The sequence below is a fragment of the Micromonospora sp. DT81.3 genome, assembly GCF_049847225.1.
GTDB lineage: Bacteria > Actinomycetota > Actinomycetes > Actinomycetales > Microbacteriaceae > Microbacterium.
The window spans coordinates 452,854-477,496 of sequence record NZ_JBNCNY010000001.1; the positions used below are offsets into that span (position 1 = coordinate 452,854).

Genomic DNA, 24,643 nt, shown 5'->3' on the forward strand with positions numbered 1-24,643 from the left:
CTCGCGCAAGGGCGCGATAGTGAATGCATGGAGAATCTCGACACCGACGTCGTGATCGTGGGCGCCGGTCCGACCGGGCTCATGCTCGCCAACTGCCTGGCGAAGCTGGGCGTGTCCTGCGTGATCGTGGACGGCAAGGCCGGCCCCACACGTGAGTCGAGGGCGCTCGTCCTCCAGGCGCGCACGATGGAGATCTACGATCAGCTCGGGCTCGCCGCGCGCGTGCTCGAACAGGCCGAACTCGTGGGTGCGCTCGTGCCCGGCTTCGAGAAGACGCGATTCAGCGCGGTCGACCTTCGGCGGCTCGCCACGGGTGTCACGCCGTTCCCTCGCCTGTACGTGCTCGAGCAGAGCAAGAACGAGCGGCTGCTCGCCGAGAGCCTGGAAGCGCTCGGCGCGGCGGTGCGCTGGGGGTGCCGGATGGTCTCGGTCGTGCGGACGGAGGACGGCGGTGCGCGCGTCGTCTGCGAGACGGATTCCGATCCCGACGCCGTCGGCACCCTGACGATCACGGCGCGATTCTGCGTCGGAGCCGACGGCGCCTCGTCGCCCGTGCGCGAGGCGACCGGCATCCCGTTCACGGGGGTGACGAACGAGCACACGTTCTACGTCGCCGATGCTGCGGCCGTGGAAGGCCTCGTGCCGCACGCGGTCAACCTCCGCTTCGGTGACACCCAGTTCCTGCTCGCCTTCCCGATGACCGGTGCCGGGCACCATCGCCTGATCGGAGTCGTCCGCACTGCCGCCGATGAGGACGTGACGGAGGCCCCCGTCCGTGCGACGCTCGAGCGCGTCTTCGGAGTCACGTACGAGTCCGCGCTCTGGTTCTCGACCTACCGCGTGCATCACCGCGTCGCCGAGCGTTTCCGGCAGGGGCCGGTGTTCCTCGCGGGCGACGCCGCGCACGTGCACTCCCCCGTCGGAGCACAGGGAATGAACACCGGGCTGCAGGACGCCCACAACCTCGCATGCAAGATCGCAGACGTGCTCCGAAGGGGCGCACCCGACGCATACCTCGACCGGTATGAGGCCGAGCGGATGCCCGTAGCCCGGCGCCTCGTCGGCACGACCGACACGCTCTTCGGGTTCGTCACCTCGGTCAAGAGAGGGCCGCGATTCCTCCGCCGGCGTGTGCTGCGCGTGCTCGCGCCGGTCGGCGCGGCCGTCGTGCCGCGCGCCCGGCGGGCGTCCCGGCTCTTCGAATACCTGTCCCAGACCCGCATCCACTACTGGATGAGTGAGCGCGAGAGGGTGACCTCCCGTGGCAGCCGAGGCAGGGTGGTCGGACGGCGCCTGCCGTGGAACGGCGACAACTACGAAGCACTCCGCGGCATGCGATGGCAGGTGCACCTGTACGGCGCCGTGGATGCCCCCGCCCTCGAGCGGCTGCGCGGATACGTCCCCCTGCCCGTGATGCATTTTCCGGAACTTCGCAACGATCGGCTGCGGCCGGGTACGTGCTATCTCGTGCGCCCGGACGGGTTCGTGGCGGCAGCGGGACCTCTGTCCGGGGCCGTCGAGGGGATCCGCAGGGCTCTGCCGTTCGCTCTATGAGGCAACGCTCATCTAGGCATCATCCGGCATATATTCCCACTGGCCCTTCCCTTGCGACTGTTCACCGCGACGGCGAGGCGGGCGCCGTCGCTCCCGCCGGTCGTCGGGCGGGGCCGGCGGCACGCAGGGGCCGCCACGTGCTGACCATCGCGACGGCCAGCAGCAGCTCCGCGATGTCCCCGCCGTAGTACATGAGGTCGGCGGCCCCGCGCAGCTGCACCGCCGGCGCCTCGACCTGCACGAGGGCGCCCGCGTAGATCAGCTGGGCGAGCGACGCGTGCGCGGCGATCGCGATGCCGAGCACGACGAGCCGGAACGGCACGGATGGTCGGTGCGGAGCCGGGTCCGGTCCCGCAATCGCGTACGCGAACACGTAGCCGGCCAGCAGGAAGTGCGCGTGCACCGCGTGATGCAACAGCGGCGACGTCAGTGTCGCCGTGTAGAGCGGGCTGAAGTAGAGCACCGCCATCCCACCGACCGCGAGCAGCAGGCCGACGATCGGATGCGAGAGCAGGGCCATGAGTCGCGAGTTCAGCGCCCGCCCGATCACCCGCCCGGCCGGCACGGGCACCGACCGCAGCACCAGCGTCACGGGCGCGCCGACGACGAGGGCGAGCGGCGCGTACATGCCGATCATCAGGTGCTGCAGCATGTGCGAGCGAAAGTCGCCAGGGGGTAACGGCGAGGCGGAAGCGAACGCCGCAGCTGCCAGCGCGATGCCGGCCAAGAAGGAGGCGGTGCGCCACAGATTCCACCCCCGTGGGTCGCGGTGGGCACGGAGGGCCATGATCAGGTACAGCGCGGCCACCGCGCACGCGACCGCCAGCGGCACGGCCGCTTCCGTACCGGTCACCTGCGGATGGAGGTGCGGGTTCATCCCGAACGCCGCGCCTCGACGTCCGCGACCTGCACGGCCGTTGCGTCGCCTGCGGCATCGGCTCTGCCCGAGCGCTGGAGCAGCCACCCGCCGGTGATCAGGAGCGCGCCGAGCCCGAGGAAGGCGACATCGGCGACGGTCTGGTATGGGCCGCTGATCACGTGATGGATGCCGAGGACGTGGTGGTCGATGATGCCCTCGACCACGTTGAAGACCCCCCAGCCTGCGATGATCCAGCCCCACAGCACCCTCGATCGCCAGAGGCGCCCGCGCGCGTGCGAGACACGCGAATACAGGATGCCGAGCCCGGCGAGCACGGCGAGCCACGTGACGACGTGGAAGAGGCCGTCCCACAGCGTGTTCATCTGCAGGCCGTGCACGGTCGTCGCCGGGTAGTCCCCGATGGGGATGTTCGCGGTGGCCGAGCTCGTGAGCATGTGATGCCACTGCAGCACCTGATGCAGGAGGATGCCGTCGACGAATCCTCCGAGCCCGATCCCGAGCAGCAAGCCGGGCAGCACGATTCCCGGCCGGTCGCGGGCCGTCGATCCGTCGCCTGCTGGTTGCGCCATCGCGCGTCCGTTCTCGTTCGGTGGTACCGGTGGTGGGTGGATGCAGGAATGGGCCGCCTGATCGAAGCGATCAGGCGGCCCTGCGCCTTCGGCGGCGGGTCCACGCCCCGCGTCGGGGGTGCCGCTAGCGGTCGCGGGTGGTGGAGTCGCCCTCGATCTCGATCTCCTCCTTGCGGACCTCTCCTGTGACGGTCTCGTTCTCGGTGACGGTCTCCTTGTCGAGGCGGACGCGCTCCACCGGAACGGTCTCCTTCTCCACGACGGGGCGCTCTTCGGTCAGGACGACCTCGTGCTCCTCCTCGCTGATGTCGGGACCGCTCATGGCGTTGCCGACGTTCGCGTCGGTGATGGGCTCACGCTCCACGCGCACCTCTTCGCGCGTCACCGGAACCGTGACGTTCTGCTGTTCGGTGACCACGTACTTGCGCAGCCGGGCGCGACCCGTCTGCACCTGCTCGGTGCCGACGTGCAGCCGCTCCTCGGAGCGGGTCATCGCGTCGTCGGTGGTGGGCCCGGAGGTGTCGTACCCCTCGGTCCTGCGTCCGGTGTCGTACCCCTCGGTCCTGCGTCCGGTGTCGTACCCCTCGGTCCTGCGTCCGGTGTCGTAGTCGTCGGTGCCCGACGTGCCGGCCGCGCCGCTGACGCCGCCCGTCGCGGTCGTACCAGGGGTGCCGGTCGTGGCGCCGGTGCCGGCGGGGCCGGTCGCGGCGGCCGTGTAGCCCGCGGTTCCGGGGGTGTCATCGCCGGTGCGGTAGCCGCCGGTCGTGCCCGTGCTGTAGCCGGCAGTGCCTCCGCCGTAGTACGAGTAGAGATTGTCCGTCTCGTCTTCTTCGAGCGCTCCCTCGTGGTCGATGTTCGGGGCGTCCTTGACGAAGTCCTTCGAGTAGGGCACCCGGATGTCGTCCCCTGACTGCTCCGCCGCGTCGAGCGGGACGAAGGACTCGCGCAATCCGAACAGTCCGGTCCGCACCGTGATCCAGTTCGGCCGTCCCGTGTCGGGATCCACGTAGACCTGGCCCACCGATCCGATCTTGTCGCCGTCGGAGCCGATGACGTTCGAGCCGATGAGTCCGCCGATGTTCTCAGTGTTGATCATGCTCTTCCTTCTTGTTCCTAGTGGAAAGGCGAGGATTTCGGGGGGAGTTCGGGTGTCAGCGGTCGAGTCCGACCCGGTCGACCTTCCGGTGGAACCGCATGCCGGCGACGCCGCCGAGGATGGCGCCGATGAGGGCGATCACCGCGGCGAGCACCGCTGTGATGATCCCCGTGAGGGTGGCGCTCTCCGGATCGAGCGGGATGCGCGGGAAGCTGTTCAGGTTGGCCAGGATGTCGAACTGGCTGCCGGCGACCGCCGTCAGGATCGCCACGACGACCGCGATCACGAGCGCCCACAGCCAGACGGCGAGACCCTGCTTGGCCCCGTCGAACCGGGCCATCCGCCCGGCGACGTAGCCGCCGGCGTAGTAGGAGACGAGCAGCACGACGGCCACGATGATCGCACCGACGATGCCGACGGTTCCGGCGTTGTCGGCGGCGGCATCCGCGGCCTCTTCCACGGTTCCCTCCGACTGGAGGCCGACCGCTGCGGCGATGGCACCGGCGAGCGCCGTGAGCAGCACGGCGAGCCCGGTCGCCGTCAGCCACCCGAAGAACGCCGAGCCGAACTTTATGCCGCCGTACCGCTCCTTCTGGCGCTCGACGACGCTGCCGCGCGCCGTTCCGTCGCCTTCCACCGGCACCGCCGCGTCGCGGGCGTCGGCGTCATACACCTGCCGAGACTGGTTGGGATCTGGTGTGTGAGAAGTCATGCGGACGAGGTTAGGTCGCCGCTTCAAGCCAGGGCACATGGTTGCCAGGGCCGAACCGGCCGCGTATTATTGCCCGGCTGCAGCAGGCTGAGGAATGCGGATGGGCGGCGGCCTCAGCCCTCCTTCACCGGGTCTGCCGCTTGCGCGCCCTCCCCATCCCCGGTGACATCGCGAGCCGTATCGGCTGACGGATGCTGGGCCCTGCTCAGCAGCACGAAGGGCACGGCGATGGCCGAGATCACGCCGCTCCAGAGCATGGATGCGCCGTAGCCCCCGACATCCGCCACCCGACCCAGCACCGGCTGGAAGACCACCCCGCCGCCGGACCCCATCAGCGAGTCGAAAGAGAGCACGGTCGCTCGTTGCTTCGACGGGATCATGTCGTTCAGGTAAGCCCTGTGCACGGGGTCATCGATGGCGGACGCGACGCCCCACAGGGCGACGAGCACGACGGCGAACCAGAAGTCCCGCACGAGCCCGAGCCCGACGAGCACCAGGGCGCTGGAGACCGTGGCCAGCAGGATCGTCGACGTGCGGCGGCGGAATCGCCTCCGCACCCACGGGGCGATGGCGCCACCCAGGATGGACGCACCCGACACCAGCGCGGCGGCGAGCCCGGCGACCGTGTAGGCCTCCTCGTCGCCCCATAGCTCGAGCAGATACGGCTGCAGGGCGTAGAAGACGTAGATGCCGACGCCCGCGGTGAACGGGCTCGCGATCATGAGCCAGCGCACCGGCGGATCGGCGAGTCCGTAGCGGATGGAGGCGCGCAGCACCGTGCGTGTGGCCTTCAACGGCCCCTCGCTCCGATCCGGTTGGAAGCCGAGGTCCCTCATCAGCAGCGCGGCGACCACGAACATCACCAGCAGGATGCCGCAGCGGATCAGGAACGGGACGCCGAGGTTCGTCGCCTGCGCGATCACGCCGCCGAGGACCGAACCGGAGAGCATCGCGATGCCGCCGACGATCTGCGCCCTGCCGAAGACCGTCTCGAGGCTGCCTCGGTACCCCGTGGCCTTGAGCGCGTCGACGAGCCACGCATCGACCGCGCCCGAGAAGAACGTGAAGCCGAGGCCCAGCAGCACCGAGACGATGGCCCACGCCCAGAACGGGGATTCCCAGACCCAGAGCAGCCAGTACAGGATGGTGGTCCCGGCGAGCGTGATCGTGCCGAGAAGGAACGACGCGCGCCGGCCGACGGTGTCCGCGACCACACCCGTCGGGATCTCGAAGATGAGCATGCCGGCCGTGAAGAACGCGTTGGCCCCGAACGCCTCGAAGTTGGACAGGCCGGCATCGAGCAGGAACAGCGTGTTGATGCCCCAGATGAACGACGCCGCCAGCGTGTTGCCGAGCATCAGTGTGTAGTAGGTGCCCTGCACGCGGCGCGGAGTGGGCAACGATGTAGCGGCAGAAGTCGTGGGGATGGCGGCACCGCTTCTCTCGACGGAATCAACGGACGACACCGCGACAGTACCGCCCCCGTCCGACACCGTCCACCGCACTCACCAGCGGAGTCGTATAGCCCCGCCGACGCACGAAGGCAACCCCCGTGTACCGCTCCCCGCGCGGTTCCTACCATTCCTTCATCGACACGAGCACCGATCTGGAGGGAACGGACGATGGCAGCACCCGCGACAGGTGTGCCCTCCGGCATCCGCCCGACGGGAATCCCCCCGCGTCAATCCGAGCTGCTGACCGCCACCCGCGTGGAGGAGAAGGGCAACATCGTCGTCAAGTGGATCACCTCCACTGACCACAAGACGATCGGGTACATGTACCTGATCGCCTCGGTGATGTTCTTTCTGCTGGGCGGGATCATGGCGCTGATCATCCGGGCCGAGCTCTTCGCTCCGGGGATCCAGATCGTGCCGACGAAGGAGCAGTACAACCAGCTGTTCACGATGCACGGCACGATCATGCTGCTGATGTTCGCGACGCCGCTGTTCGCCGGCTTCGCGAACGCGATCATGCCGTTGCAGATCGGTGCGCCCGACGTCGCCTTCCCCCGCCTCAACGCCTTCGCGTTCTGGCTGTTCCTGTTCGGCTCGACCATCGCCGTGTCCGGGTTCCTCACGCCGGAGGGAGCGGCATCCTTCGGGTGGACCGCGTACCAGCCTCTGGCGAGCGAGACGTTCACGCCCGGAGTGGGTGGAGACCTGTGGATGCTCGGCCTTGCCATGAGCGGTTTCGGTACGATTTTGGGTGCCGTGAACTTCGTCACCACGATCATCACGCTGAGGGCGCCCGGCATGACGATGTGGCGGATGCCCATCTTCACCTGGAACACCCTCGTGACGAGTCTGCTCGTGCTTCTGGCATTCCCAGTGCTGGCCGCGGCGCTGCTGGCGGCGGCATCCGACCGGGTGCTCGGGTCGCACATCTACGACCCGCTGAACGGCGGCGTGCTGCTGTGGCAGCACCTGTTCTGGTTCTTCGGGCACCCCGAGGTGTACATCATCGCGCTGCCGTTCTTCGGCATCATCTCCGAGGTGCTGCCGGTGTTCTCGCGCAAGCCGATCTTCGGCTACAAGACCCTTGTGTACGCGACGATCGCGATCGCCGCGCTCTCCGTCGCCGTGTGGGCGCACCACATGTACGTCACCGGGGCGGTGCTGCTGCCGTTCTTCGCGCTCATGACGATGCTGATCGCGGTGCCGACGGGGGTGAAGATCTTCAACTGGATCGGCACCATGTGGCGCGGATCCGTGACCTTCGAATCGCCCATGATCTTCGCGCTCGGGTTCCTGATCTCATTCGTGTTCGGCGGCCTGACCGGCGTCATCCTCGCCTCGCCGCCGCTCGACTTCCACGTGTCGGACTCCTACTTCGTCGTCGCGCATTTCCACTACGTGGTCTTCGGCACGGTGGTGTTCGCGATGTTCGCGGGCTTCTACTTCTGGTGGCCGAAGTGGACGGGGCGGATGCTGAACGAGCGCCTGGCCGTGGTGCACTTCTGGATGCTGTTCATCGGCTTCCACATGACCTTCCTGATCCAGCACTGGCTGGGGGCCGACGGCATGCCGCGTCGGTACGCCGACTACTCCGACCAGGACGGGTTCACCTGGGGCAACCAGGTCTCCACCGTCGGGGCGATGCTCCTCGGCCTGTCGATGCTGCCGTTCCTGCTCAACGTGTGGGTGACGGCGCGCAAGGCGCCTCGGGTCACGGTGAACGACCCGTGGGGTTACGCCGCCTCCATGGAGTGGGCGACGTCGTGCCCTCCGCCGCGGCACAACTTCACCTCGATCCCCCGCATCCGCAGCGAGCGCCCCGCGTTCGACATGAACCACCCGGAGGCCGGACTTCCTGTGGGTGTGGGCCCCGCGAAGGACGCTCCCCAAGCTCCGATGGCCGACAAGGACAGCGGCGAGGTGACGTGAGCGGGCGATCCCTCTGAGCCGCCGCCCTGACGCGCGCGTCGGTGTCGGGCCCGCGTCGGTGTCAGGCCCGCGTCACTGCAGGTACGCGTCCACGAACAGAGGCCCGCGGATGTCGCGGAACGCGTCGAGCAGGCGCTCCAAGCCCCGGCGGCTCACGCTGGAGAGCTGCAGGTCGTAGGGTCCGAGCAGCGGGAGCTTGCCCGTGCGGATGCGCACGACCTCCCAGTGCGCCGCACGCAACAGGCGGTCCTTGCGTCGATCGGACTCCTCGCGCTTGCCGACATGCTCCAGCCCGAACCGGCCGGTGCTGTCGTATTCGACGGCGATGCGCAGTTCGGGCAGCAGGATGTCGGGCCACACCTCGACGTGGTCGAAGAACGGCCGGCCCACCCGTACGGCGTTGAAGCCCCGGGTGACGCCGAGGCGCGCGAACAGGTCCTCGCGCAGCTTCGCCTCGACCGCGGACGCCGGCTTGGGCGCGCATTCGCTCTGGAACGGCTCGCCCACCGGCAATGGCGGGGTCTTGGGGCAGAGCGCCTGCGGCGGCCGCGGACGCGTGGACGGAGTCGCGCCCGCCGGACGCACCCGCGGGGGCTTGGCGAGCGTCGCGCACTCCGGGCACCAGGCCGATCGGCGACGCTCCCGCCCCGGACGGGCTCGCTGCTCCGCCGGCGTCGCGACGAATTGATGACCCGCCTCGCATTGCCACAGCAGCAGCACATCGGCGGCCGGAGGAACCTGCGTCAGGGTGATGCCGGCGTTCAGTTCGGGGTGATACTGGCGGATCAGCATCGGGAACGGGGCCCACGCCTCCCGATACGTCCCTACCGGATACGGCACCTCCACGCCGCGCGAGAACTGGCGACGCGCCCACCACGATTCCACTCGCTCGGCCATGGCGGGCAATGTACAGGCCACCTCCCCCATCAGGAGGTCGGTTCGCGATCCACCGCCTCGACCGGGACCTCCGCCGGGTGCTGCCGGACCCCGCGCGTCGCGCGGTGCATCGCCGGGATGTCGAACTTGGGCTCACGTTGTGCGGTGAACAGGCCGTTCGCCTCTTGGAAGGTGTCGGTGAGCTGCGTGTAGCAGAACCCGGCGAACATCTCCGACTCGTGCACCGCGCTGAGCAGCTGCTCGTACGTGGCGCGCAGCTCCTGCGACGAGCCGGTCACGGAGTAGCCCCAGGCGCCACCCGGTTCGTCTGTCGTGCGGCACGCGATGCCGCCGAATTCGCTCAGCACCACCGGCTGCCCGTCGTGCGGATGCTCGTCGAGGGTGATCACGCGCCCAGCCGGGAAGGCGCTCCGCAGCGCCTCGGGCAGGCCGCCGCCCGGGGTGCGGGCGTAGCGGGCGAGCAGACGGGCCGGATCGCTCTCGTAGTCGTGGATGGTCAGGATGTCGGTCGCCGTCGACTCCCATCCGTCGTTGCCGACGACCGGCCGCGACGGGTCGAGAGTGCGGGTGAGGTGGTAGAGCGACTGCACGAACGACCGGTGCTTCTCCACGTTCGGCAAGTCGGGCACGCCCCACGATTCGTTGAATGGCACCCAGACGACGATGCACGGATGCCCGCTGTCGCGGTCGATCACCTCCACCCACTCGCGGGTCAGGCGTTCGACGGAGTCGCGTGTGAAGCGGTAGGCGCTGGGCATCTCCTCCCAGACGAGCAGGCCGAGCACATCCGCCCAGTAGAGGTACCGAGGGTCCTCGACTTTCTGGTGTTTGCGCACGCCGTTGAACCCGGCCGCCTTGGTGAGTTCGATGTCGCGGATGAGCGCCTCCTCGCTGGGCGGCGTCATGAGGGTGTCGGGCCAGTAGCCCTGATCGAGCACCAGGCGCATGGGGTAGGGGCGGTTGTTCAGCAGCATCCGCCCTCGTTGCAGGTTGACGCCGCGCATCGCGGTGTAGGACCGGATCTCGTCCATCACCTGGTCGCCGTCGAGCAGCCACACCTCGGCGCGGATCAGCGTCGGTGAGTCCGGCGACCAGAGCAGTTCGTTCCGGGAGTCGTCGATGCCGGGATCGGCCAGAGCGACGCGGCGGTGCACCTCTTCTTCCTGTACGTCGTACAGGTCGTCGGCGAGCAGCCGGTCACCGACCGAGAGACGAAGGCGCACCCGCAGGTCCTCGCCCCGGTCGGGGCCGTACAGCCGGGCCTCGAAGCCGAGCGTCCATCGATCCAGGTGCGACGTGAGCCGCACATCGGACAGACGGCGCGACGGCACCTCCTCGAGCCAGACGGTCTGCCAGATGCCGGTTGTGCGGGGGTACCAGATGCTGTGCGGCTCGTCCTGCCAATCCTGCTTGCCGCGTGGCTGCGCCAGACCCTGCGGCTCGTCGTGCGCCCACACCGCGATCTCATGCACCTCGCGGTTCTTCTTGAGCGCGTCGGTGATGTCGAACCAGAAGGGGGTGTGCCCTCCTTCGTGCTGGCCGACGAAACGGCCGTCGACCCATACCCTCGCCCGGTAGTCCACCGCTCCGAAATGCAGCAGGAGCCGCACGTCCTCGCGCCGCGTGTACTCGATCTCGCGGCGGTACCAGACGTCGGCCCCGAGAGTGCGGTCGTCTATGCCGCTGGCGACGCTCTCCGGCGCGAACGGCACGATGATCTGGCGATCCCATGCCGGGATCGCGCTCGGGTGCTCGACCCCGCCCGCGACGGCGAACTCCCAGATGCCGTTGAGGCTCTGCCATTCCCGGCGCTGCATACGGCGGCGAGGGTAGTCCGGATGATCAGTCGGCCAGGTCTCGGGCCACAGGGAAGGCGCCATGGACTCACGCTACGCGAGGCCCCCCGCGGTGGCGAGAACCGGTTCGGCAGGCTCATCCAGAGAACGCGCCATCCGTCACGCGAAGGATCGGAGCGCGCGCCGGTAGGCGTCGCTGTCCTCGCGTGTGCCATCGGTCATCAGGAGACCATGAGCGCCGACCCTGTGCACGTACTCGCCGGCGCACGGGATCGTGACGACCTTCGTCAGGCCCGCGCGCCAGGCGGGTATCAGGACCGCGAGGTCACGTCGCTCCGGGTGGTCCTCGAGGCTGATCGGCAGCTTTGCGAGATGGGCGTCCATCCCGATCTGGAGCCACCGGTTGTACGAATCGTCGGCGAACGCATCGTCGCCGAACTCATCGCGCCAGGTCGGACCCACCATCCTCCGCAGAAGCTCGGCGCGCTCGATCGAGCCCGGCCCCGTCAGGCCAAGCCGCTCGAATTGACTCGGATCCGCCTCAGCGCCGGCATGCGCGGCGGCTCCATCCCAGATCCGTGGCCACGCCTCCTCCCACGCTCCGCGCGTGGCGGGTGTGCTGGTGCCGCCCGTGACGGCTGGCGGGGAGTCCACCAACGGTGGGGGAAGGTGATCCCCGACGAGCCGCAGGCCGTACGCCTCGCGGATCCACAGCAGCTCCAGCAGCGCGTTCGGCCGGTCCTCGACGGTGATGGTCATCTCGTGCGGCCATGGGTTCCCTGGCATCGGCTGCTCAGATCGCATGACGTCCAGTGTCCTCCGCGCCGTGCGTCAGGCCGGCGGCCGCGTTGTCGGGGTGGTAGGACAGCACGACCGTGCTCGAGTCCCGCCACGTCCGAGCCCCCAGAAGCGTGAGATCGATCTGCGGAAGATCGCTGAACGCACGGGCATCGCCCGCCACGATCTTGGGGCCGACCAGCAGGTGCAGCTCGTCGACGAGGCCGTGCGCGAGCAGGTCGGTCCAGAGGGTGCGACTGCCGAAGACCAGGATGTCGGCGTCCTCGGTCTCGCGCAGCTGGCGCAGATGCTCGTGCGCGTCCGACCGCGACACGATCTCGGTTCGGTCGCCCCAGATCGGGATGTCGGCGGGAGCGAGGGTGTCGGACACCACGGTGATACCGAGGTCCGATGCGTAACGGGAGGCGATGTAGCGGTCCTGCGGGATCGCATCGGGGTTTTCCACTTGATTCGGCCAGTACTGCACCATCCCGCGGTAAGTCGTCGCTCCGAAGAGCAGGCGGCCGGCGGCTCGCACGCGGTCCGCGTTGTGCTCCGCGAAGGCGAGATCCATCGGCATCTGCGAGACGTCACCGCCTGCGCCTTCCGTGTAGCCGTCGATGCTCACCATGCTGCTGACCACGATCTTCGCCATCCGGCTCCTCCTTCATTCGCCGAGGACCCACGAAGCTCGGCCGGGACCCAGCCTGACGCCCACCGCCAGGGGAGATCAACCCCTGGATGTCGCTGCCAAACCGCCCCGTCGAGATCGCCCGGTCAGAGGTCGACGACGGCGATCGCGGCTTCGTGCAGGCTGCCGAGCCAGACGCGGCCCTCGTGCTCGCGGACGCCGGTGACCATGTGGTACGGCGTCTGCTGAGACTTCGGATCGGCGTCGACGTCGTGGATCAGCCTCCCCTCGTCGTCGTAAGCCTGGACCCGTACGGTGCGCTTAGGGGCGGGCTGCAGCCTCTCGGGAAGCCTGGTGGAGAGCCGCCGCAGCACCATCGGGCCCGCCTGCAGCCGCTCGACGAGAGGATCGCGAGGGCTGGCGATGGTGACCCAGATGAGACCGTCGCTGCCGCGTGCGATGTTGTCGGGATAGCCGGGAAGGTCATCGCAGAGCAGGTCGCGCGTCCCGGTTTTCGGTCCGCTCAGCCAGTGCCGGACCACCGTGCGGGCGCCGGTCTCTGCCACGGCGACGAAGTCCTCCGCACGGGAGAGCGCAACTCCGTTGGCGAAGGCCAGCCCGTCGAGCACGACGGTGACGGTGCCGTCTGTGTCGAGGCGCAGCAGCCGCCCGGTACGGGTGTTCTGGACGAAGTCCGCTTTCCACTCCCCGATCCCGAACTTCGTGGAGGAATCAGAGAACCAGACGGTGCCGTCGGCGGCGATGGCGGCGTTGTTGCAGAACCGCATCGGGCGGCCCCCGACCTCACCGGCGACCACCTCGACGTCGCCGGTGCCGGTGTCGATGCGCAGCAGCCCCCGGTGCGCATCGCACACCAGCAGCCGGCCGTCGGGGTCGAGCTCGAGGCCCAGCGGCCGTCCCTGGGTGCGGGCGATTCGATCCACCCGGTCCCCGCCGTGGCTCACCCGGAAGATCGACCCGTCTGCCGTTCCGGTGAAGACGGCGCCCTCGTCGGCGCCGGAGTGGCCGACGACGACATCCTCGGCGCCCGGACCGGGAACCGGGTGAACGGTGACGATGCGATGCATGCTGTCAACGTAGTGGCACCCGGACCGCTCACCCGCCCGCCGTCGAAGACCCGGTCGCGCGTTCCCTCAGGCGTCGTTGTGCGCGAGTGAGGGGCGCTGGGAGAGACTGGGCGCATGGAACTGGACCAGGATCTGGTGCGCCGCCTCCTGATGGAGCAGTTCCCCCGATGGGCTCACCTCCCCGTCCGGCCGGTCGTGCCCGGCGGGTGGGACAACCGGACCTTTCGCCTCGGCGACGACCTGCTGGTGCGATTGCCGAGCGCCGACGGCTACGCCGAGGCCGTCGAGAAGGAGCAGCGCTGGCTTCCGGTCATCGCCCCGCTGATTCCCTTCGAGATCCCGGAGCCCGTCGCGCTCGGAATGCCGACGGCGGAGTTTCCCAGGCCGTGGTCGGTGTACCGCTGGATCGACGGCGTACCGGCCGGCGAGGGTGCGATCCACGACCTCGACGGCTTCGCACGTGATGTGGCGCGGTTCCTGACGGCCCTGGCGGACGTCGATCCCTCGGAGGGACCGGCGGCGGGACGGCACAGCTTCTGGCGCGGCGCGCACCCCCGGTTCTACGACGACGAGGTGCAGCGATCGCTCGTTCAGCTCGACGGGGCGATCGATACGGATGCCGCCCGCGCAGTCTGGGAGGCGGCGCTGCACACCGAGATCACGGGGCGGCCGGTGTGGTTCCACGGCGACATCGCGCCCGGCAACCTGCTGCTCCGCGACGGGCGACTGGCGGCCGTCATCGACTTCGGGACGTCCGGTGTGGGAGACCCGGCCTGCGATCTCGCGATCGCGTGGACGGTGTTCGACGACTCCGCTCGCCGGGCGTTCCGCGACGGACTCCCGTGGCACGACGAAGTATGGGCGCGCGGGCGCGCCTGGGCACTGTGGAAGGCCATGCTGCTGATGTCCGGCGCGGCGGGGTCGCATGATCCGGAGGCCGAGGCTCGGAAAGCCCGGACTGTTGTCGAACGGATCCTCGCGAACGTCCGCTGAGCGTCCGTGCGGAACGCGCGCGGATAATGAGGAGGTGGAGCCGTGGGAGATGCGCGAGTGGTACGCCGACTACCTCGACGCCTGCAACCGCCACGATCTCGACGCGATCCGCTCGTTCGTCCATCCGTCGGTTCGACGCGCGCACCTGCCGGGCGGGGAGGACGCGTGGGTGGCCGACATGGCCGACCTGTTCCACGGGTTCCCGGACTGGCGTTGGCGTCGCATCCAGCTCATCGTCGAGGACGATCGCCTGGCCGCTCACGTCCGGGCGAGCGGCACGCATCTCGGGCCGTTCCTCGGCATCGCACCCACCCGACGGCACGCCAACGTGGCGCAGTTCGGGATGTACCGCGTGACGAACGGGCGCATCACCGAGTTCTCCGGCACGACCGGCGACGTCGAGCTGCTCGCCCAGCTGCGGGCGTGATCGGTCTCCCGGGATAAGACGCCGCGAGATCGCTACGATCGGCGGATGGGCAACGTCGAAGCGGGGTGGTACGACGACGGCTCCGGCAACCAGCGTTGGTGGGACGGCGATCGGTGGACCGACGACTACGCCGACATGACCGGCACGCGGGTCGAACTCCGCAGCTCGCCACTGACGCCGCCCGCCCCGCAGGGTCCCGGCTGGTACGACGATCATCGCGGACGGCTGCGCTGGTGGGATGGCCTGCGGTGGACCTCTCGCAGCCAGCCGATCGGTGAGCAGCACACCTTCGCGGGCATCACGGTCGCTGGGGACTGGATCCACTACGGCGACCTCAGTCAGCCGGTCGCCGGCGCGATGGCTTCGTACGAGCCCGGGAGCGACGTCGTGAAGCGATCGACTCTGGCTCGCGCCCTCGCCGGCGGGCTTCTCTTCGGGCCCACCGGCGCCATCACCGAGGCCACGCTCAAGACGGGCGTGCACCGCCGGCAGTTCTACGTGGCCATCGACGGGGTCGAGCAGTTCTGGATCGTTCCGATCTCGCAGAGACTCGCCGCTCAGGCCCGTCAGTTCGTCGCCTTGGTCGAGACCGTGTCGCGGGGTCAGCCTCTCCGCTGACGCACGGGCGCATCCTGCGCCAGGTGGTAGGACGGCTGGCGCAGGGCGCGCACCCACGGATAGGTGTCGGCGCCGGGAAGCGCGTGGCGCACGGAATCGAAACGCAGGCCGGTGTCATCCTGGTTCTCGTCGAGCCGCACCGAGACTTGAGCGAACGGATGCCACTTCCCCGTCGGCGTGGCGTGGTACAGCCGCAACCGCCATGGCTCCCGCACGAGCGCCTCGTCGAGCGCGCGGCCCCCTGCCGGCAGCGGCTCGGATGGCGTCAGAGGGCGGGCGCAGACGAGGATCGGGCCTCGAGGTGACCAGTACGGGAGCAGACTGCCGTAGCGCGCGTGGGACGGCGAGCGGTGCGGAAGCAGCAGGTATCGGGATGGGATGCCCAGGCCCGTCGACGCCAGTTCGATGTCGACCGTCCGGCCGGCGGCATCCGTTCGCAGGGCGAGACCGATGATGTCGGGCAGAGCAGCCGGCAGCCCGACCGATCGCGACAGGCGCGCCACCACGGGCACGGGATGCACGGGGCGTTCATCGATCCAGCGGATGCCGGAGGGCGCGGCGCCGGCGATCCACGAGATCTCCCCGCGCAGCACGCGTCCGCGGGAGTGGATCGGGCGCGGACGCCGCACGAAAAGGATCGCGCGGAACAGGCCGCGCAGCACCTCGCCGACGAAGCCGGCGGCACGATTCAGCATCCGGCCAGTATGGAGAGGACGCGGCGAGACGGCATCCCCTTTTCCCACGGCCCCGCCTGAGGCTACTATCCGCGGATCGCGCGCCGGTCCCTCTCACTCCGCACGAGCGAGCGCATCCAGGACGAACGCCCAGCCCTGCCTGTACGAGTCCGCCGCCGACTCCTCCGCCCATGGCCCCCGGTGGACCAGCGCCACCATGGTGGCGCCGTCCACATCGACGAAGTCGACCTCGACCGTCTCGTCGCTCTGGACGCCGTCGGCGTCACGCCACTCCCACGTGAACACGAGCCGGGTGGGCTCGTGAACCTCGAGGTAGGTGCCCGTCACGACGATGCCCGCGTGGGGGGCAGCGAATCGGTAGGCGCCGCCCACACGGGCGTCGACGTCGATCTCGACATCCGCCCAGTGGTTCCACCACCAGCGGGCGAGGCCCGGCTCGGTCGTCCACGCCGCCCAGACGTAGGGCAGCGGCGAGGCGACCACCGTCTCCATGCGCAGCTCTCGAGTCGCGGGCGACCGGGGATCGTTTCTCATCAGGCGTCCTCCCCGTGGTCTTCGCTCAGGGCGTCGCCCAGCGCGTCGAGCTGGCCGGTCCAGAAGCGGCGACGCTGACGCACCCAGGCGTCCACCTGGTCGAGCCCCGCGGGTTCGAGGGCGTAGAGCCGGCGCGCTCCCTGCGGTGTGCTGCGTGCGAACCCCGTCTCTCGAAGCACCTTCAGCTGATTCGACACCGCCGGCTGGCCGACGGCGAACTCCTCGCGGATGCGAGCGGTGAGCTCACCTGCCGTACGTTGACCGTCGCCCAGCAGTTCGATCAGGCGTCGGCGGACCGGATCGCCGAGGACCTCGAGCGGGTGCATGCATAGATATCATCACGGCGTGATATCACTGTCAAGTGATGGACCCGAACCGGACCGGTGTATCCGGGCAGCAGATGCCGTCAGGCGGTGCCCGCGGACGTCAGCAGGTCTCCGTGACGCGTCAGCTCGAGATAGCGCGCGAACGCGTCGCGGCTCTTTGTGAGGCAGGCGAGCCGCTCCTCCAGGACGGTCAGTTCCGCGGCGAGCTCATCGGCCAGGGCGAGGGAGCACGAGGGCGGCGCCTGCAATTCGCACTGCCGTTACCTGGCCGTCTCAGCATCCGCCATGCTCGTCGCCGCACTCGTCGCCGTGCTCGGCATCGTGCTCGACGGGCGCCGGAGCACCGCCGCGCCCGCCGCTCCCGCCGAAGAGGGCCCGGGCGGCGCCCGGCCGGCATCGGTCCCCAGGCAGTGAGTTCCAGCACGCCGCTGTAATGCCAGGTCATCGCTACACTCGCGCGATATGGAGAGCCGGATCAACGGAGCCCGGGTGCACTACGTTGAGCGGGGTCGCGGTACGCCGCTCATGGCGCTGCACGGCGCCGGTGTGGACCACCGCGAGATGGAGGCTGCAATGGAGGCCGTCGTCCCCCTCGGCGACTGCCGACGCGTCTACCCCGACCTGCCGGGCATGGGTCGATCCACAGCCGAGGGTCTGGTCTGCAACGACGATGTGGTGCGCCGGCTCGTCACATTCATCGACGACCTCGGCGCCGGACCGGTGCTGCTGGTCGGGCACTCCTACGGCGCCTACCTGGCAGGCGGGCTGGCGGCCCATCGACCGGACCTCGTGCTCGGTCTCGCGTTGCTCTGCCCGTTGGGCGAGCAGTCGCAGGATCTGCCGCAGCACGTCGTGGTGCGTGAAGACGCCGACGCGCACGACGAGCTCGATCCGGCCCAGCACGACGGCTTCGACGAATACTTCGTGGTCCGCACGGCGGACACCGCTCGTCGCTACCGCGACCACGTCGTGCCCGGGACGACGCTCGTGGATGAAGGCGCTCTCGGGCGCATCTTCGAGGGGTGGACGATGGACCCCGGATCGGCGCCGTACGCCGGGCCGACCCTGATCGTCGCCGGGCGACGCGACTCGACGGCGGGATGCTCCGAAGCGATGAGGCTGTTCGAACGCCACCCGCGGGCCACTCTCGCCGTCGTGGAGGACGCCGGCCACGCGCTCATGCACGAACGACCCGAGCTGCTCGCCGCGCTCCTTGCCGAGTGGATCGCCCGTGTCAACCGACTTACCGAGCACGCGCCGGCGGGTCAGGATGTCTTACATCCGCACGCTCCACCAGATGAGAGGTCCAGCGAAATGAGCAATCCCGAACCGCACGCCACGCATGCCGAAGACGCGCGAGCCGACGACGCCCCACCGACCGACGGAGTGACCGACGAAGTGCGCGAGGATTCCGCCGAGGCGGAGTTCGGCGTCACGGAGAAGTCCGCGGACGAGCCCGAATAGCTTCCGCGCCCGAGCTCACTGGGCGGCGTCGGCGTCGAGCCGGCTGTGCACTCTGCTTTCGATGATCGCGACGGCGCCCATGAGCGCCAACGCCAGGAACAGCGCCGAGAGCGGGGGCACCGCCCCCAGCACCGGGATGGCGAGGAGCAGCAGAATCGCCTCGATCGTGCGCATGAACGGCCACCCCATGCCGACGCGGAGGGCGAACAGCGCCGTTCCCACGGCGAAGGTCGCGACCCCCGCTCCGAGGGCGGTGGCGCCGAAGAAGCCGAAGGCCTCGGACTCGTCGATGTGCTTCATCGCGTCCTCGATGCCGAGGGCCGTCAGGATGATGCCCGCGATGATGACGAAGTGGACGTACGAGTACGCGTCGGCGGCGAGGGTCGCACGTGCGCGCTCGTCGTACCGTTCGAGGGCGTGCTCGCCGTACGCCGCCAAGCGCGCGAAGTACGACCACCACAGCAGCACCGAGATCGTGACGGATGCCGCGGCTCCCAGGATGATCGCCAGGTCGATCGGCTCCTGGGCAACTCCCACGCCGATCGCCACGATCGATTCGCCGAGGGCCAGGATCACGATGAGCCCGTAGCGCTCGGCCCAGTGCTCAACGGAAGGCAGCCGCCACCCGCGGCCGAGCACCGAGCCCACTCGTGTCGCGGCCAGGTCGTAGATCATGGCCACGAGCCACAGCCAGAGCTGGGCCTGCCCGCCGGCCGCGGCGCCGAGGAAGATGAGGCTGACGGCCGGGATCAGCGCGATGAGGAACAGGAGCAGCTGACGACGCAGGGCAGCGTCGCCGGATGCGACAACCGCGTACAGGGAGATGTGGATGATCCGCACGGCGGCGTACGCGCCCGCGAACACGAGCGGTCCGTACCACCCGCCCTCGAGATCCTCGTACGCCTCCGGAATGGTGAGCGCGGCGACGAACACCGCGATCATCGCGAGCGTCATGCCCGAACGGAGGAAGGGCTGATCCGCGGAGGCCTGGTTCGAGATCCAGCTGAAGCCGGCCCACGTCCACCACAGCAGCGACAGCACGATGAGAGCCTGCAGGATCCCGAGCGCACTGTGCGTCTCGGCCATGAGCCGCGAGACCTGCGTGAACGCGAACACGTAGACCAGATCGAAGAAGAGCTCGAACGTAGTGACCCGGTTCGTGCCCTCCCGGACGACGATGCTCGGTATCGGGATCCGACGCGATGGGCCCGTCGTGGTCTCCCGAGCGATGCGTCGCCTCACATCCACAGTCTACGTGCGCCTCGCCGGCGCATGCCGAGGAAGATCCCGCCACCGTCACTCCAGCCGGGGCGGAACTGACACCGCACGGCGGGCGAACTATAGTGGCTGCCAGCCCTCGTACGTGAAGCCCCCGGAGCGGGCGTAAAGTTGACACTCGATGCACCGCGCCCGACGGGCTCGTTCGACGGAGGTTTCGTGGCCGGTAATGCGACGACCCGCTTCGACAATGTGTCTCTCTTGTCGGTGGCGAGTGCCCTGCCCAGCCGGGTGACGACGTCCGGCGACATCGAGGAGCGCCTGGCGGACGCGTTGGCGCGCCTCAGACTGCCGACCGGGCTGCTCGAACGCGTCGCCGGCGTGCTCGAACGCCGCAACTGGGGTCCCGGCGAGTCATCCGACGACGCCACTGTCTCCGCCGGAGAGCGTGCGCTGGCCGAGGCCGGGGTCCGCCCGTCCGACGTCGGGCTCCTCATCAACACGTCGGTCACGCGCAAGCACCTGGAGCCGTCCGTCGCAGTGCGCCTGCACCACGGTCTCGGGCTGCCGAGCTCCGCCGTCAACTTCGATGTCGCGAACGCCTGCCTGGGATTCGTCAACGGCATGAGTCTCGCGGCCAGCATGATCGAGTCCGGGCAGATCCGGTACGCCATCGTGGTGAACGGCGAGGACGCCGACGAGATCCAGATCAACACCATCGAACGCCTGCTGAACGCGGACGTCGATCGCGACGCGTTCATGAGCGAGTTCGCGTCGCTCACGCTGGGCTCCGGATCCGCCGCCGCGGTGCTCGGGCGCACCGACGAGCACCCCGGCGGTCACCGCATCCTCGGGGGAGTCACGCGTGCCGCGACCCAGTTCCACGACCTCTGCGTCGGCAGCGTCGACGGCATGTTCACCGATGCGAAGGCGCTGCTGAAGGGCGGCCTCGATCTCGTCGTCTCCGCCTGGAAAGAGGCATCCGTCGAGTGGAACTGGAGCTCGATGGACCGCTACATCACCCATCAGGTTTCCTCGGTGCACACGAACGCGATCGTGAAGGCGGCCAAACTCGATCGAACCCGGGTGCCTACGACGTTCGGCCGCTTCGGCAACGTCGGCCCCGCCTCCATACCGATCACCCTGGTCGAAGAGCAGGCGACGCTCCGCCGGGGCGATCGCGTGCTTCTGATGGGGGTCGGCTCCGGCCTGAACACGGCCATGATGGAACTCGCCTGGTGAGCCACAGTGCCGCGCTTCCGGCACCCGGACTTCCAGGGCTCGAGGCGCGCTTCAGCCGCGTGCTGTCCGTCCCCGGGCGGGGCACCGATCACGGCCTCACACGGGAATGGCACCTCCTCGACACAGGCGACGAGCTCGCGCGTCTCGGCGTGCCCGTCGCCGGCACGGTGCTCGCGGTGCACGGAAATCCGACGTGGTCCTACCTCTGGCGCCGCCTGATCACGGAGTCGGTGCGTGCGGCGGAGGCCGGCTCCCCCGCGTGGCGCGTCGTGGCGGTCGACCAGCTCGAGATGGGCTTCTCGCAGCGCACAGGCACGCACCGCCCGCTGGCGCAGCGGGTCGTCGACCTCGCGGCGTGCACCGACGCGCTCGGGCTCAACGGTCCTGTGGTGACCCTGGGTCACGACTGGGGAGGCGTCGTCTCCCTCGGGTGGGCGATCGACCACCCCGCCGAACTGGCAGGCGTCATGCTGCTGAACACCGCGATCCACCACCCGGAAGGCGTGCCGCTTCCGGCGCCGCTGCGGGTCGCGGGCGCGCGCGGAGTGCTGGCGGCATCCACGGTCCGAACCCCGGCGTTCCTCGAGACGACGCTCGCGCTCGCCCGTCCGGCGCTGGAGGGCGCGGTGAAGGACGCGTACCGCGCGCCCTACCGGTCACCGGGGCGGCGCGAGGGGATCGGCGGCTTCGTCGCCGACATCCCGGCGGATCGACGCTCGGAGAGCTTCTCCGAACTGGAGCGCATCGCGTCGGGCGTGGCGGCGCTGGGCGTTCCGGCGCTGATGCTGTGGGGACCGGAGGATCCCATCTTCAGCGATCGTTACCTGGACGATCTGGCCGACCGGCTCCCGCACGCCGACATCCATCGGTTCGAGGGCGCGGGACACCTGCTCGCCGAGGACCGTCCGTACGCAGACGCGGTGCTTGCGTGGTTGGGCGACAACCTCGATCGTCTGACCGGTGCTCCGGCGAATTCCCGGGTGCCGGCGCCTCGCCCCGCGCCGTCCGACGAGCCGGGACACGCGCCCTTCACGCCCCTGTGGCATCGTCTCGACGAGCGTCGAGACGACGAAGCCATCGCGGTCGCCGACATGACCACACGCGGCAAGGCGGGTCCCCGGCGGGTGAGCTGGCGGCAGCTGGATGACCGGGTGCGAGCGATCGCGTCGGGCCTTTCCCGCATCGGCGTGCGGAAGGGCCACCGCGTCTCGCTGCTGATTCCGCCTGGTCCCACACTGACGGCCGTGGTGTACGCCTGCCTGCGGATCGGAGCCGTCGTGGTCGTCGCGGACGCGGGTCTCGGCATCCGGGGCCTCACGCGAGCGGTGCGCGGCTCGTGGCCCGACTTCGTCATCGGCGAGGCGCCCGGCCTGATCGCCGCGCGCGCCCTCGGTTGGCCGGGCGTTCGCATCTCCGCCGCGCGTCTGCCCAAGGTGTCCGCCGGGGCACTGCGCGTCTCGTACAGCCTCGCCGAGATCGCCGCGCTGGGCGCAGACCGCCAGGTGCCCGAGGCCCCGGACCCCCGCGACGACGCGGCGATCCTCTTCACGTCCGGATCCACGGGTCCCGCCAAGGGCGTCGTCTACACACACGCTCAGCTCTCCGCGCTGCGTGACGTTCTGGGAAGCCACTTCGACGTGACCGCAGACTCCGGGCTGGTGACCGGGTTCGCCCCGTTCGCGCTCCTGGGGCCGGCTCTCGGCACCCGATCGGTGACGCCGGACATGGATGTCTCGTCTCCTCGCACCCTCACCGCAACCGCCGTCGCCGCTGCGGTCCGCGAGTCCGATGCCCGCATCGTGTTCCTCTCGCCCGCGGCGATCCTGAACGTCGTCGCCACCGCCGACGACCTGGCACCCGAGGATCGGGCCGCCCTCGCCCGCGTGGAGACGTTCCTCTCGACCGGCGCCCCGATCGGCGCGGGACTGCTCGCGTCGGCCGGCGAGCTCATGCCGAACGCGACGCCGCACACCCCCTACGGCATGACGGAGTGCCTCCTGGTGACCGACGTGACGCTCGACGGGATCCGGTCGGCGGCGGACGAACCAGACGCCGGTGTCTGCGTCGGACCCCCGATCGGCTCTAATCGCGTGCTCATCAGCGCACTGGACGCAGACGGTCGGGCCACGGGCATTCCCGGCTCCGGCCCCGGCGTGCTCGGGGAGATCGTCGTGTCGGCCGCGCATCTCAAGAATCACTACGACCGGCTCTGGCTCACCGATCGTGACGCCGAGCGCGAGACGGCGACCGATCAGGATGACGCGGGCGCCCCGGATGGCGCTGCTGCGGCCGCCGGTGCCGGCGAGCGCTGGCACCGCACCGGCGACGTCGGGCATCTCGACGCGCGCGGCCGCCTGTGGGTGGAGGGACGGATGCCGCACGTCATCGTCGCGGCGACGGGACCGATCGCCCCCGTCGGACCAGAGCAGGACGTGGAGCGGGTGGCCGCCGTGCGCCGCGCCGCCGTCGTCGGCATCGGTCCCCACGGCCTGCGGCAGGCCGTGGCCGTCGTGGAAACGGTGCCACCGACCGCTCGGCCCGGCCTCGCCGGTCCGGAGCTGAGCGGCGCGGTGCGGGCGAGCACGAACCTCCCGCTGGTAGCGGTGCTCGCGGTCCCGCGTCTACCCACCGACATCCGGCACAACTCGAAGATCGACCGGTCCCGCCTCTCGCGCTGGGCGGAGCGGATGCTGGCCGGCGGAAGGCCGGTCGCGCCGTGATCGTGCTCGTCACCGGCGCCTCGGGTTTCCTGGGCCGCGCCGTGGCAGCCGAGCTCGTGGCAGCCGACCACCAGGTCCGCACCCTCCAGCGGCGGCCCTCGGGCGTCGACGGCGCGACCGATGTGCTCGGCTCGATCACGGATCCGGCGGATGTCGCTCGGGCGATCGATGGTGCCGAGGGCGTGGTGCACCTCGCGGCGAAGGTCTCGCTCGCGGGGGCGCCGGAGGAGTTCCGCGCCGTGAACGTCGAAGGCACCCGCTCGCTCCTCGACGCGGCGGAACGCATCGGAGTATCGCACTTCGTCCAGGTGTCGTCGCCCTCGGTGGCGTATTCCGGCTCGGCGCTCGCCGGAGTGGCCGCCGAACCGGCATCCCCCCTGCACGCGCACGGCGACTACGCGCGAACGAAGGCGGAGGGCGAACTCCTGGCGCTGGGCCGCGACTCGAACCGGATGCACGTCCTCGCGATCCGTCCGCACCTGGTGTGGGGTCCGGGCGACACGATGCTCGTCGGACGCATCGTCGAACGCGCACGCCGCGGACGGCTTCCGCTGCTCAACGGCGGAACCGCGCTCGTCGACACGACGTACATCGACAACGCGGCGACCGGCATCGTCGCGGCGCTGCACCGCGCGGATGAAGCCCACGGCAAGGCGTACGTGCTCACCAACGGCGAGCCGCGTCCCGTCGGGGAGATGTTCGCGGGCATCTGCCGGGCGGCGGGGGTGCGGCCTCCCGGCTGGAGCATCCCGGCGGGCCTCGGCCGTGCCGCGGGGTCCGCCATCGAGCGGGTGTGGGCCGTGAAGCCCGGAATCGACGAGCCGCCGATGACACGGTTCCTCGCGGAACAGCTCTCGACGTCGCACTGGTTCGACCAGCGCGACACGCGCCGGGCTCTGGCCTGGTCCCCGTCGGTGTCGATCGATGAGGGGCTCCGCCGCCTGGCCCTGAGCTACGGCTAGCCCGAGGGCGAACGCGGCGTCGGCAACCGGCTGTGCAGGAATCGATCGCGCACGTTGGCGA

25 protein-coding genes are annotated in these 24,643 nt (G+C 69.7%); 10 read left to right on the plus strand and 15 right to left on the minus strand.

Translation table 11 applies throughout. From position 1 onward, the window contains the following. The first annotated feature begins 27 nt into the window (after window positions 1-27). Window positions 28-1,554 (plus strand): FAD-dependent monooxygenase, encoded by a 1,527-nt coding sequence (locus ACPW96_RS02115; RefSeq protein ID WP_425819638.1) that lies wholly within the window; start codon window positions 28-30, stop codon window positions 1,552-1,554. 61 nt (window positions 1,555-1,615) lie between these two features. Here the strand turns inward: ACPW96_RS02115 and ACPW96_RS02120 are convergent, their stop codons facing one another. The 5 genes from ACPW96_RS02120 to ACPW96_RS02140 all read right to left on the minus strand — a co-directional run bounded on the left by ACPW96_RS02120 (window position 1,616) and on the right by ACPW96_RS02140 (window position 6,211). After that, a complete protein-coding gene (locus ACPW96_RS02120) occupies window positions 1,616-2,431 on the minus strand; it encodes a cytochrome c oxidase assembly protein (RefSeq protein ID WP_425881848.1) in 816 nt (271 codons plus the stop codon). Then, window positions 2,428-3,003: a DUF2243 domain-containing protein gene (locus ACPW96_RS02125; protein WP_425881849.1), complete on the minus strand. Its 576-nt coding sequence runs from the start codon at window positions 3,001-3,003 to the stop codon at window positions 2,428-2,430. Before ACPW96_RS02125 ends, ACPW96_RS02120 begins: the two co-directional genes overlap by 4 nt. A 124-nt stretch (window positions 3,004-3,127) precedes the next feature. Further along, window positions 3,128-4,099 (minus strand): DUF2382 domain-containing protein, encoded by a 972-nt coding sequence (locus ACPW96_RS02130; RefSeq protein ID WP_425881850.1) that lies wholly within the window; start codon window positions 4,097-4,099, stop codon window positions 3,128-3,130. Between the two features lie 55 nt (window positions 4,100-4,154). After that, a complete protein-coding gene (locus ACPW96_RS02135) occupies window positions 4,155-4,811 on the minus strand; it encodes a hypothetical protein (protein WP_425819630.1) in 657 nt (218 codons plus the stop codon). 113 nt (window positions 4,812-4,924) lie between these two features. Further along, window positions 4,925-6,211, minus strand: a complete 1,287-nt coding sequence (locus ACPW96_RS02140) for an MFS transporter (RefSeq protein ID WP_425881851.1) — start codon at window positions 6,209-6,211, stop codon at window positions 4,925-4,927. A 222-nt stretch (window positions 6,212-6,433) separates the two neighbouring features. Between ACPW96_RS02140 and ctaD the strand changes: the two genes are divergently transcribed. Further along, window positions 6,434-8,194: a cytochrome c oxidase subunit I gene (gene ctaD, locus ACPW96_RS02145; RefSeq protein ID WP_425881852.1), complete on the plus strand. Its 1,761-nt coding sequence runs from the start codon at window positions 6,434-6,436 to the stop codon at window positions 8,192-8,194. A 72-nt stretch (window positions 8,195-8,266) separates the two neighbouring features. Here ctaD and ACPW96_RS02150 read toward each other — a convergent pair whose 3' ends face one another. From ACPW96_RS02150 to ACPW96_RS02170, 5 genes are all read right to left on the minus strand, one after another. Beyond that, the gene (locus tag ACPW96_RS02150; protein ID WP_425881853.1) at window positions 8,267-9,091 is read right to left on the minus strand and encodes a zinc-ribbon domain-containing protein; all 825 of its coding nucleotides are present in this window, start codon (window positions 9,089-9,091) and stop codon (window positions 8,267-8,269) included. Window positions 9,092-9,120: 29 nt separating this feature from the next. After that, entirely contained in the window at window positions 9,121-10,971 is a 1,851-nt protein-coding gene (locus ACPW96_RS02155) for a glycoside hydrolase family 2 protein (RefSeq protein ID WP_425881854.1), read from the minus strand. Window positions 10,972-11,046: 75 nt separating this feature from the next. Next, window positions 11,047-11,646 (minus strand): hypothetical protein, encoded by a 600-nt coding sequence (locus ACPW96_RS02160; protein WP_425881855.1) that lies wholly within the window; start codon window positions 11,644-11,646, stop codon window positions 11,047-11,049. 34 nt (window positions 11,647-11,680) lie between these two features. After that, complete coding sequence (locus ACPW96_RS02165) at window positions 11,681-12,319, minus strand: dihydrofolate reductase family protein (RefSeq protein WP_425881856.1); 639 nt, start codon at window positions 12,317-12,319, stop codon at window positions 11,681-11,683. 122 nt (window positions 12,320-12,441) lie between these two features. Then, window positions 12,442-13,383 (minus strand): SMP-30/gluconolactonase/LRE family protein, encoded by a 942-nt coding sequence (locus ACPW96_RS02170; protein WP_425881857.1) that lies wholly within the window; start codon window positions 13,381-13,383, stop codon window positions 12,442-12,444. A gap of 114 nt (window positions 13,384-13,497) precedes the next feature. Between ACPW96_RS02170 and ACPW96_RS02175 the strand changes: the two genes are divergently transcribed. From ACPW96_RS02175 to ACPW96_RS02185, 3 genes are read left to right on the plus strand one after another with little or no spacing between them, the layout of a single operon-like run. Next, window positions 13,498-14,376: an aminoglycoside phosphotransferase family protein gene (locus ACPW96_RS02175; RefSeq protein ID WP_425881858.1), complete on the plus strand. Its 879-nt coding sequence runs from the start codon at window positions 13,498-13,500 to the stop codon at window positions 14,374-14,376. A gap of 34 nt (window positions 14,377-14,410) precedes the next feature. Next, complete coding sequence (locus ACPW96_RS02180; RefSeq protein WP_425819614.1) at window positions 14,411-14,803, plus strand: ester cyclase; 393 nt, start codon at window positions 14,411-14,413, stop codon at window positions 14,801-14,803. 45 nt (window positions 14,804-14,848) lie between these two features. Continuing rightward, window positions 14,849-15,421, plus strand: coding sequence for a DUF2510 domain-containing protein (locus tag ACPW96_RS02185; protein WP_425881859.1), 573 nt, complete (start codon window positions 14,849-14,851; stop codon window positions 15,419-15,421). On the opposite strand, the gene ACPW96_RS02190 is transcribed toward ACPW96_RS02185, so the two are convergent. The 4 genes from ACPW96_RS02190 to ACPW96_RS02205 all read right to left on the minus strand — a co-directional run bounded on the left by ACPW96_RS02190 (window position 15,406) and on the right by ACPW96_RS02205 (window position 17,224). Next, window positions 15,406-16,116: a hypothetical protein gene (locus ACPW96_RS02190; RefSeq protein WP_425881860.1), complete on the minus strand. Its 711-nt coding sequence runs from the start codon at window positions 16,114-16,116 to the stop codon at window positions 15,406-15,408. The genes ACPW96_RS02185 and ACPW96_RS02190 overlap by 16 nt on opposite strands. A gap of 93 nt (window positions 16,117-16,209) precedes the next feature. Beyond that, the gene (locus tag ACPW96_RS02195) at window positions 16,210-16,650 is read right to left on the minus strand and encodes an SRPBCC family protein (RefSeq protein WP_425881861.1); all 441 of its coding nucleotides are present in this window, start codon (window positions 16,648-16,650) and stop codon (window positions 16,210-16,212) included. Then, window positions 16,650-16,976, minus strand: a complete 327-nt coding sequence (locus ACPW96_RS02200; RefSeq protein ID WP_425881862.1) for an ArsR/SmtB family transcription factor — start codon at window positions 16,974-16,976, stop codon at window positions 16,650-16,652. The genes ACPW96_RS02195 and ACPW96_RS02200 overlap by 1 nt, the downstream gene beginning before the upstream one ends. Before the next feature lie 80 nt (window positions 16,977-17,056). Next, complete coding sequence (locus ACPW96_RS02205; RefSeq protein WP_425881863.1) at window positions 17,057-17,224, minus strand: hypothetical protein; 168 nt, start codon at window positions 17,222-17,224, stop codon at window positions 17,057-17,059. A 37-nt stretch (window positions 17,225-17,261) separates the two neighbouring features. Here ACPW96_RS02205 and ACPW96_RS02210 point away from each other — a divergent pair, with 37 nt between their 5' ends. Both ACPW96_RS02210 and ACPW96_RS02215 read left to right on the plus strand, forming a co-directional pair. Beyond that, window positions 17,262-17,390, plus strand: coding sequence for a hypothetical protein (locus ACPW96_RS02210; protein WP_425881864.1), 129 nt, complete (start codon window positions 17,262-17,264; stop codon window positions 17,388-17,390). A gap of 48 nt (window positions 17,391-17,438) precedes the next feature. Then, on the plus strand, window positions 17,439-18,440 hold the full coding sequence (locus ACPW96_RS02215; protein ID WP_425881865.1) for an alpha/beta fold hydrolase: 1,002 nt from the start codon (window positions 17,439-17,441) through the stop codon (window positions 18,438-18,440). 15 nt (window positions 18,441-18,455) lie between these two features. Here the strand turns inward: ACPW96_RS02215 and ACPW96_RS02220 are convergent, their stop codons facing one another. Further along, window positions 18,456-19,682, minus strand: coding sequence for a low temperature requirement protein A (locus ACPW96_RS02220; RefSeq protein WP_425881866.1), 1,227 nt, complete (start codon window positions 19,680-19,682; stop codon window positions 18,456-18,458). 195 nt (window positions 19,683-19,877) lie between these two features. Between ACPW96_RS02220 and ACPW96_RS02225 the strand changes: the two genes are divergently transcribed. The 3 genes from ACPW96_RS02225 to ACPW96_RS02235 are packed head-to-tail and all read left to right on the plus strand — an operon-like array spanning window position 19,878 to window position 24,582. Then, window positions 19,878-20,900 carry a 3-oxoacyl-ACP synthase III gene (locus tag ACPW96_RS02225; RefSeq protein WP_425881867.1) on the plus strand — a complete coding sequence of 341 codons (1,023 nt, stop codon included), beginning with the start codon at window positions 19,878-19,880 and terminating at the stop codon, window positions 20,898-20,900. Then, on the plus strand, window positions 20,897-23,620 hold the full coding sequence (locus ACPW96_RS02230; RefSeq protein WP_425881868.1) for an alpha/beta fold hydrolase: 2,724 nt from the start codon (window positions 20,897-20,899) through the stop codon (window positions 23,618-23,620). The genes ACPW96_RS02225 and ACPW96_RS02230 overlap by 4 nt, the downstream gene beginning before the upstream one ends. Beyond that, window positions 23,617-24,582, plus strand: a complete 966-nt coding sequence (locus ACPW96_RS02235) for an NAD-dependent epimerase/dehydratase family protein (RefSeq protein ID WP_425881869.1) — start codon at window positions 23,617-23,619, stop codon at window positions 24,580-24,582. The genes ACPW96_RS02230 and ACPW96_RS02235 overlap by 4 nt, the downstream gene beginning before the upstream one ends. Window positions 24,583-24,643: the final 61 nt, after the last annotated feature.

Bases quoted from the DNA above. Each gene is read 5' to 3' on its own strand.
- ACPW96_RS02200 (WP_425881862.1), bottom strand. From the start codon at position 16,976: ATGCACCCGCTCGAGGTCCTCGGCGATCCGGTCCGCCGACGCCTGATC.
- ACPW96_RS02150 (WP_425881853.1), bottom strand. From the start codon at position 9,091: ATGGCCGAGCGAGTGGAATCGTGGTGGGCGCGTCGCCAGTTCTCGCGC.
- ACPW96_RS02170 (WP_425881857.1), bottom strand. From the start codon at position 13,383: ATGCATCGCATCGTCACCGTTCACCCGGTTCCCGGTCCGGGCGCCGAG.
- ACPW96_RS02130 (WP_425881850.1), bottom strand. From the start codon at position 4,099: ATGATCAACACTGAGAACATCGGCGGACTCATCGGCTCGAACGTCATC.
- ACPW96_RS02195 (WP_425881861.1), bottom strand. From the start codon at position 16,650: ATGAGAAACGATCCCCGGTCGCCCGCGACTCGAGAGCTGCGCATGGAG.
- ACPW96_RS02155 (WP_425881854.1), bottom strand. From the start codon at position 10,971: ATGGCGCCTTCCCTGTGGCCCGAGACCTGGCCGACTGATCATCCGGAC.
- ACPW96_RS02190 (WP_425881860.1), bottom strand. From the start codon at position 16,116: ATGCTGAATCGTGCCGCCGGCTTCGTCGGCGAGGTGCTGCGCGGCCTG.
- ACPW96_RS02185 (WP_425881859.1), top strand. From the start codon at position 14,849: ATGGGCAACGTCGAAGCGGGGTGGTACGACGACGGCTCCGGCAACCAG.
- ACPW96_RS02160 (WP_425881855.1), bottom strand. From the start codon at position 11,646: ATGACCATCACCGTCGAGGACCGGCCGAACGCGCTGCTGGAGCTGCTG.
- ACPW96_RS02215 (WP_425881865.1), top strand. From the start codon at position 17,439: ATGGAGAGCCGGATCAACGGAGCCCGGGTGCACTACGTTGAGCGGGGT.
- ACPW96_RS02125 (WP_425881849.1), bottom strand. From the start codon at position 3,003: ATGGCGCAACCAGCAGGCGACGGATCGACGGCCCGCGACCGGCCGGGA.
- ACPW96_RS02115 (WP_425819638.1), top strand. From the start codon at position 28: ATGGAGAATCTCGACACCGACGTCGTGATCGTGGGCGCCGGTCCGACC.
- ACPW96_RS02135 (WP_425819630.1), bottom strand. From the start codon at position 4,811: ATGACTTCTCACACACCAGATCCCAACCAGTCTCGGCAGGTGTATGAC.
- ACPW96_RS02165 (WP_425881856.1), bottom strand. From the start codon at position 12,319: ATGGCGAAGATCGTGGTCAGCAGCATGGTGAGCATCGACGGCTACACG.
- ACPW96_RS02210 (WP_425881864.1), top strand. From the start codon at position 17,262: ATGCTCGTCGCCGCACTCGTCGCCGTGCTCGGCATCGTGCTCGACGGG.
- ACPW96_RS02120 (WP_425881848.1), bottom strand. From the start codon at position 2,431: ATGAACCCGCACCTCCATCCGCAGGTGACCGGTACGGAAGCGGCCGTG.
- ctaD (WP_425881852.1), top strand. From the start codon at position 6,434: ATGGCAGCACCCGCGACAGGTGTGCCCTCCGGCATCCGCCCGACGGGA.
- ACPW96_RS02175 (WP_425881858.1), top strand. From the start codon at position 13,498: ATGGAACTGGACCAGGATCTGGTGCGCCGCCTCCTGATGGAGCAGTTC.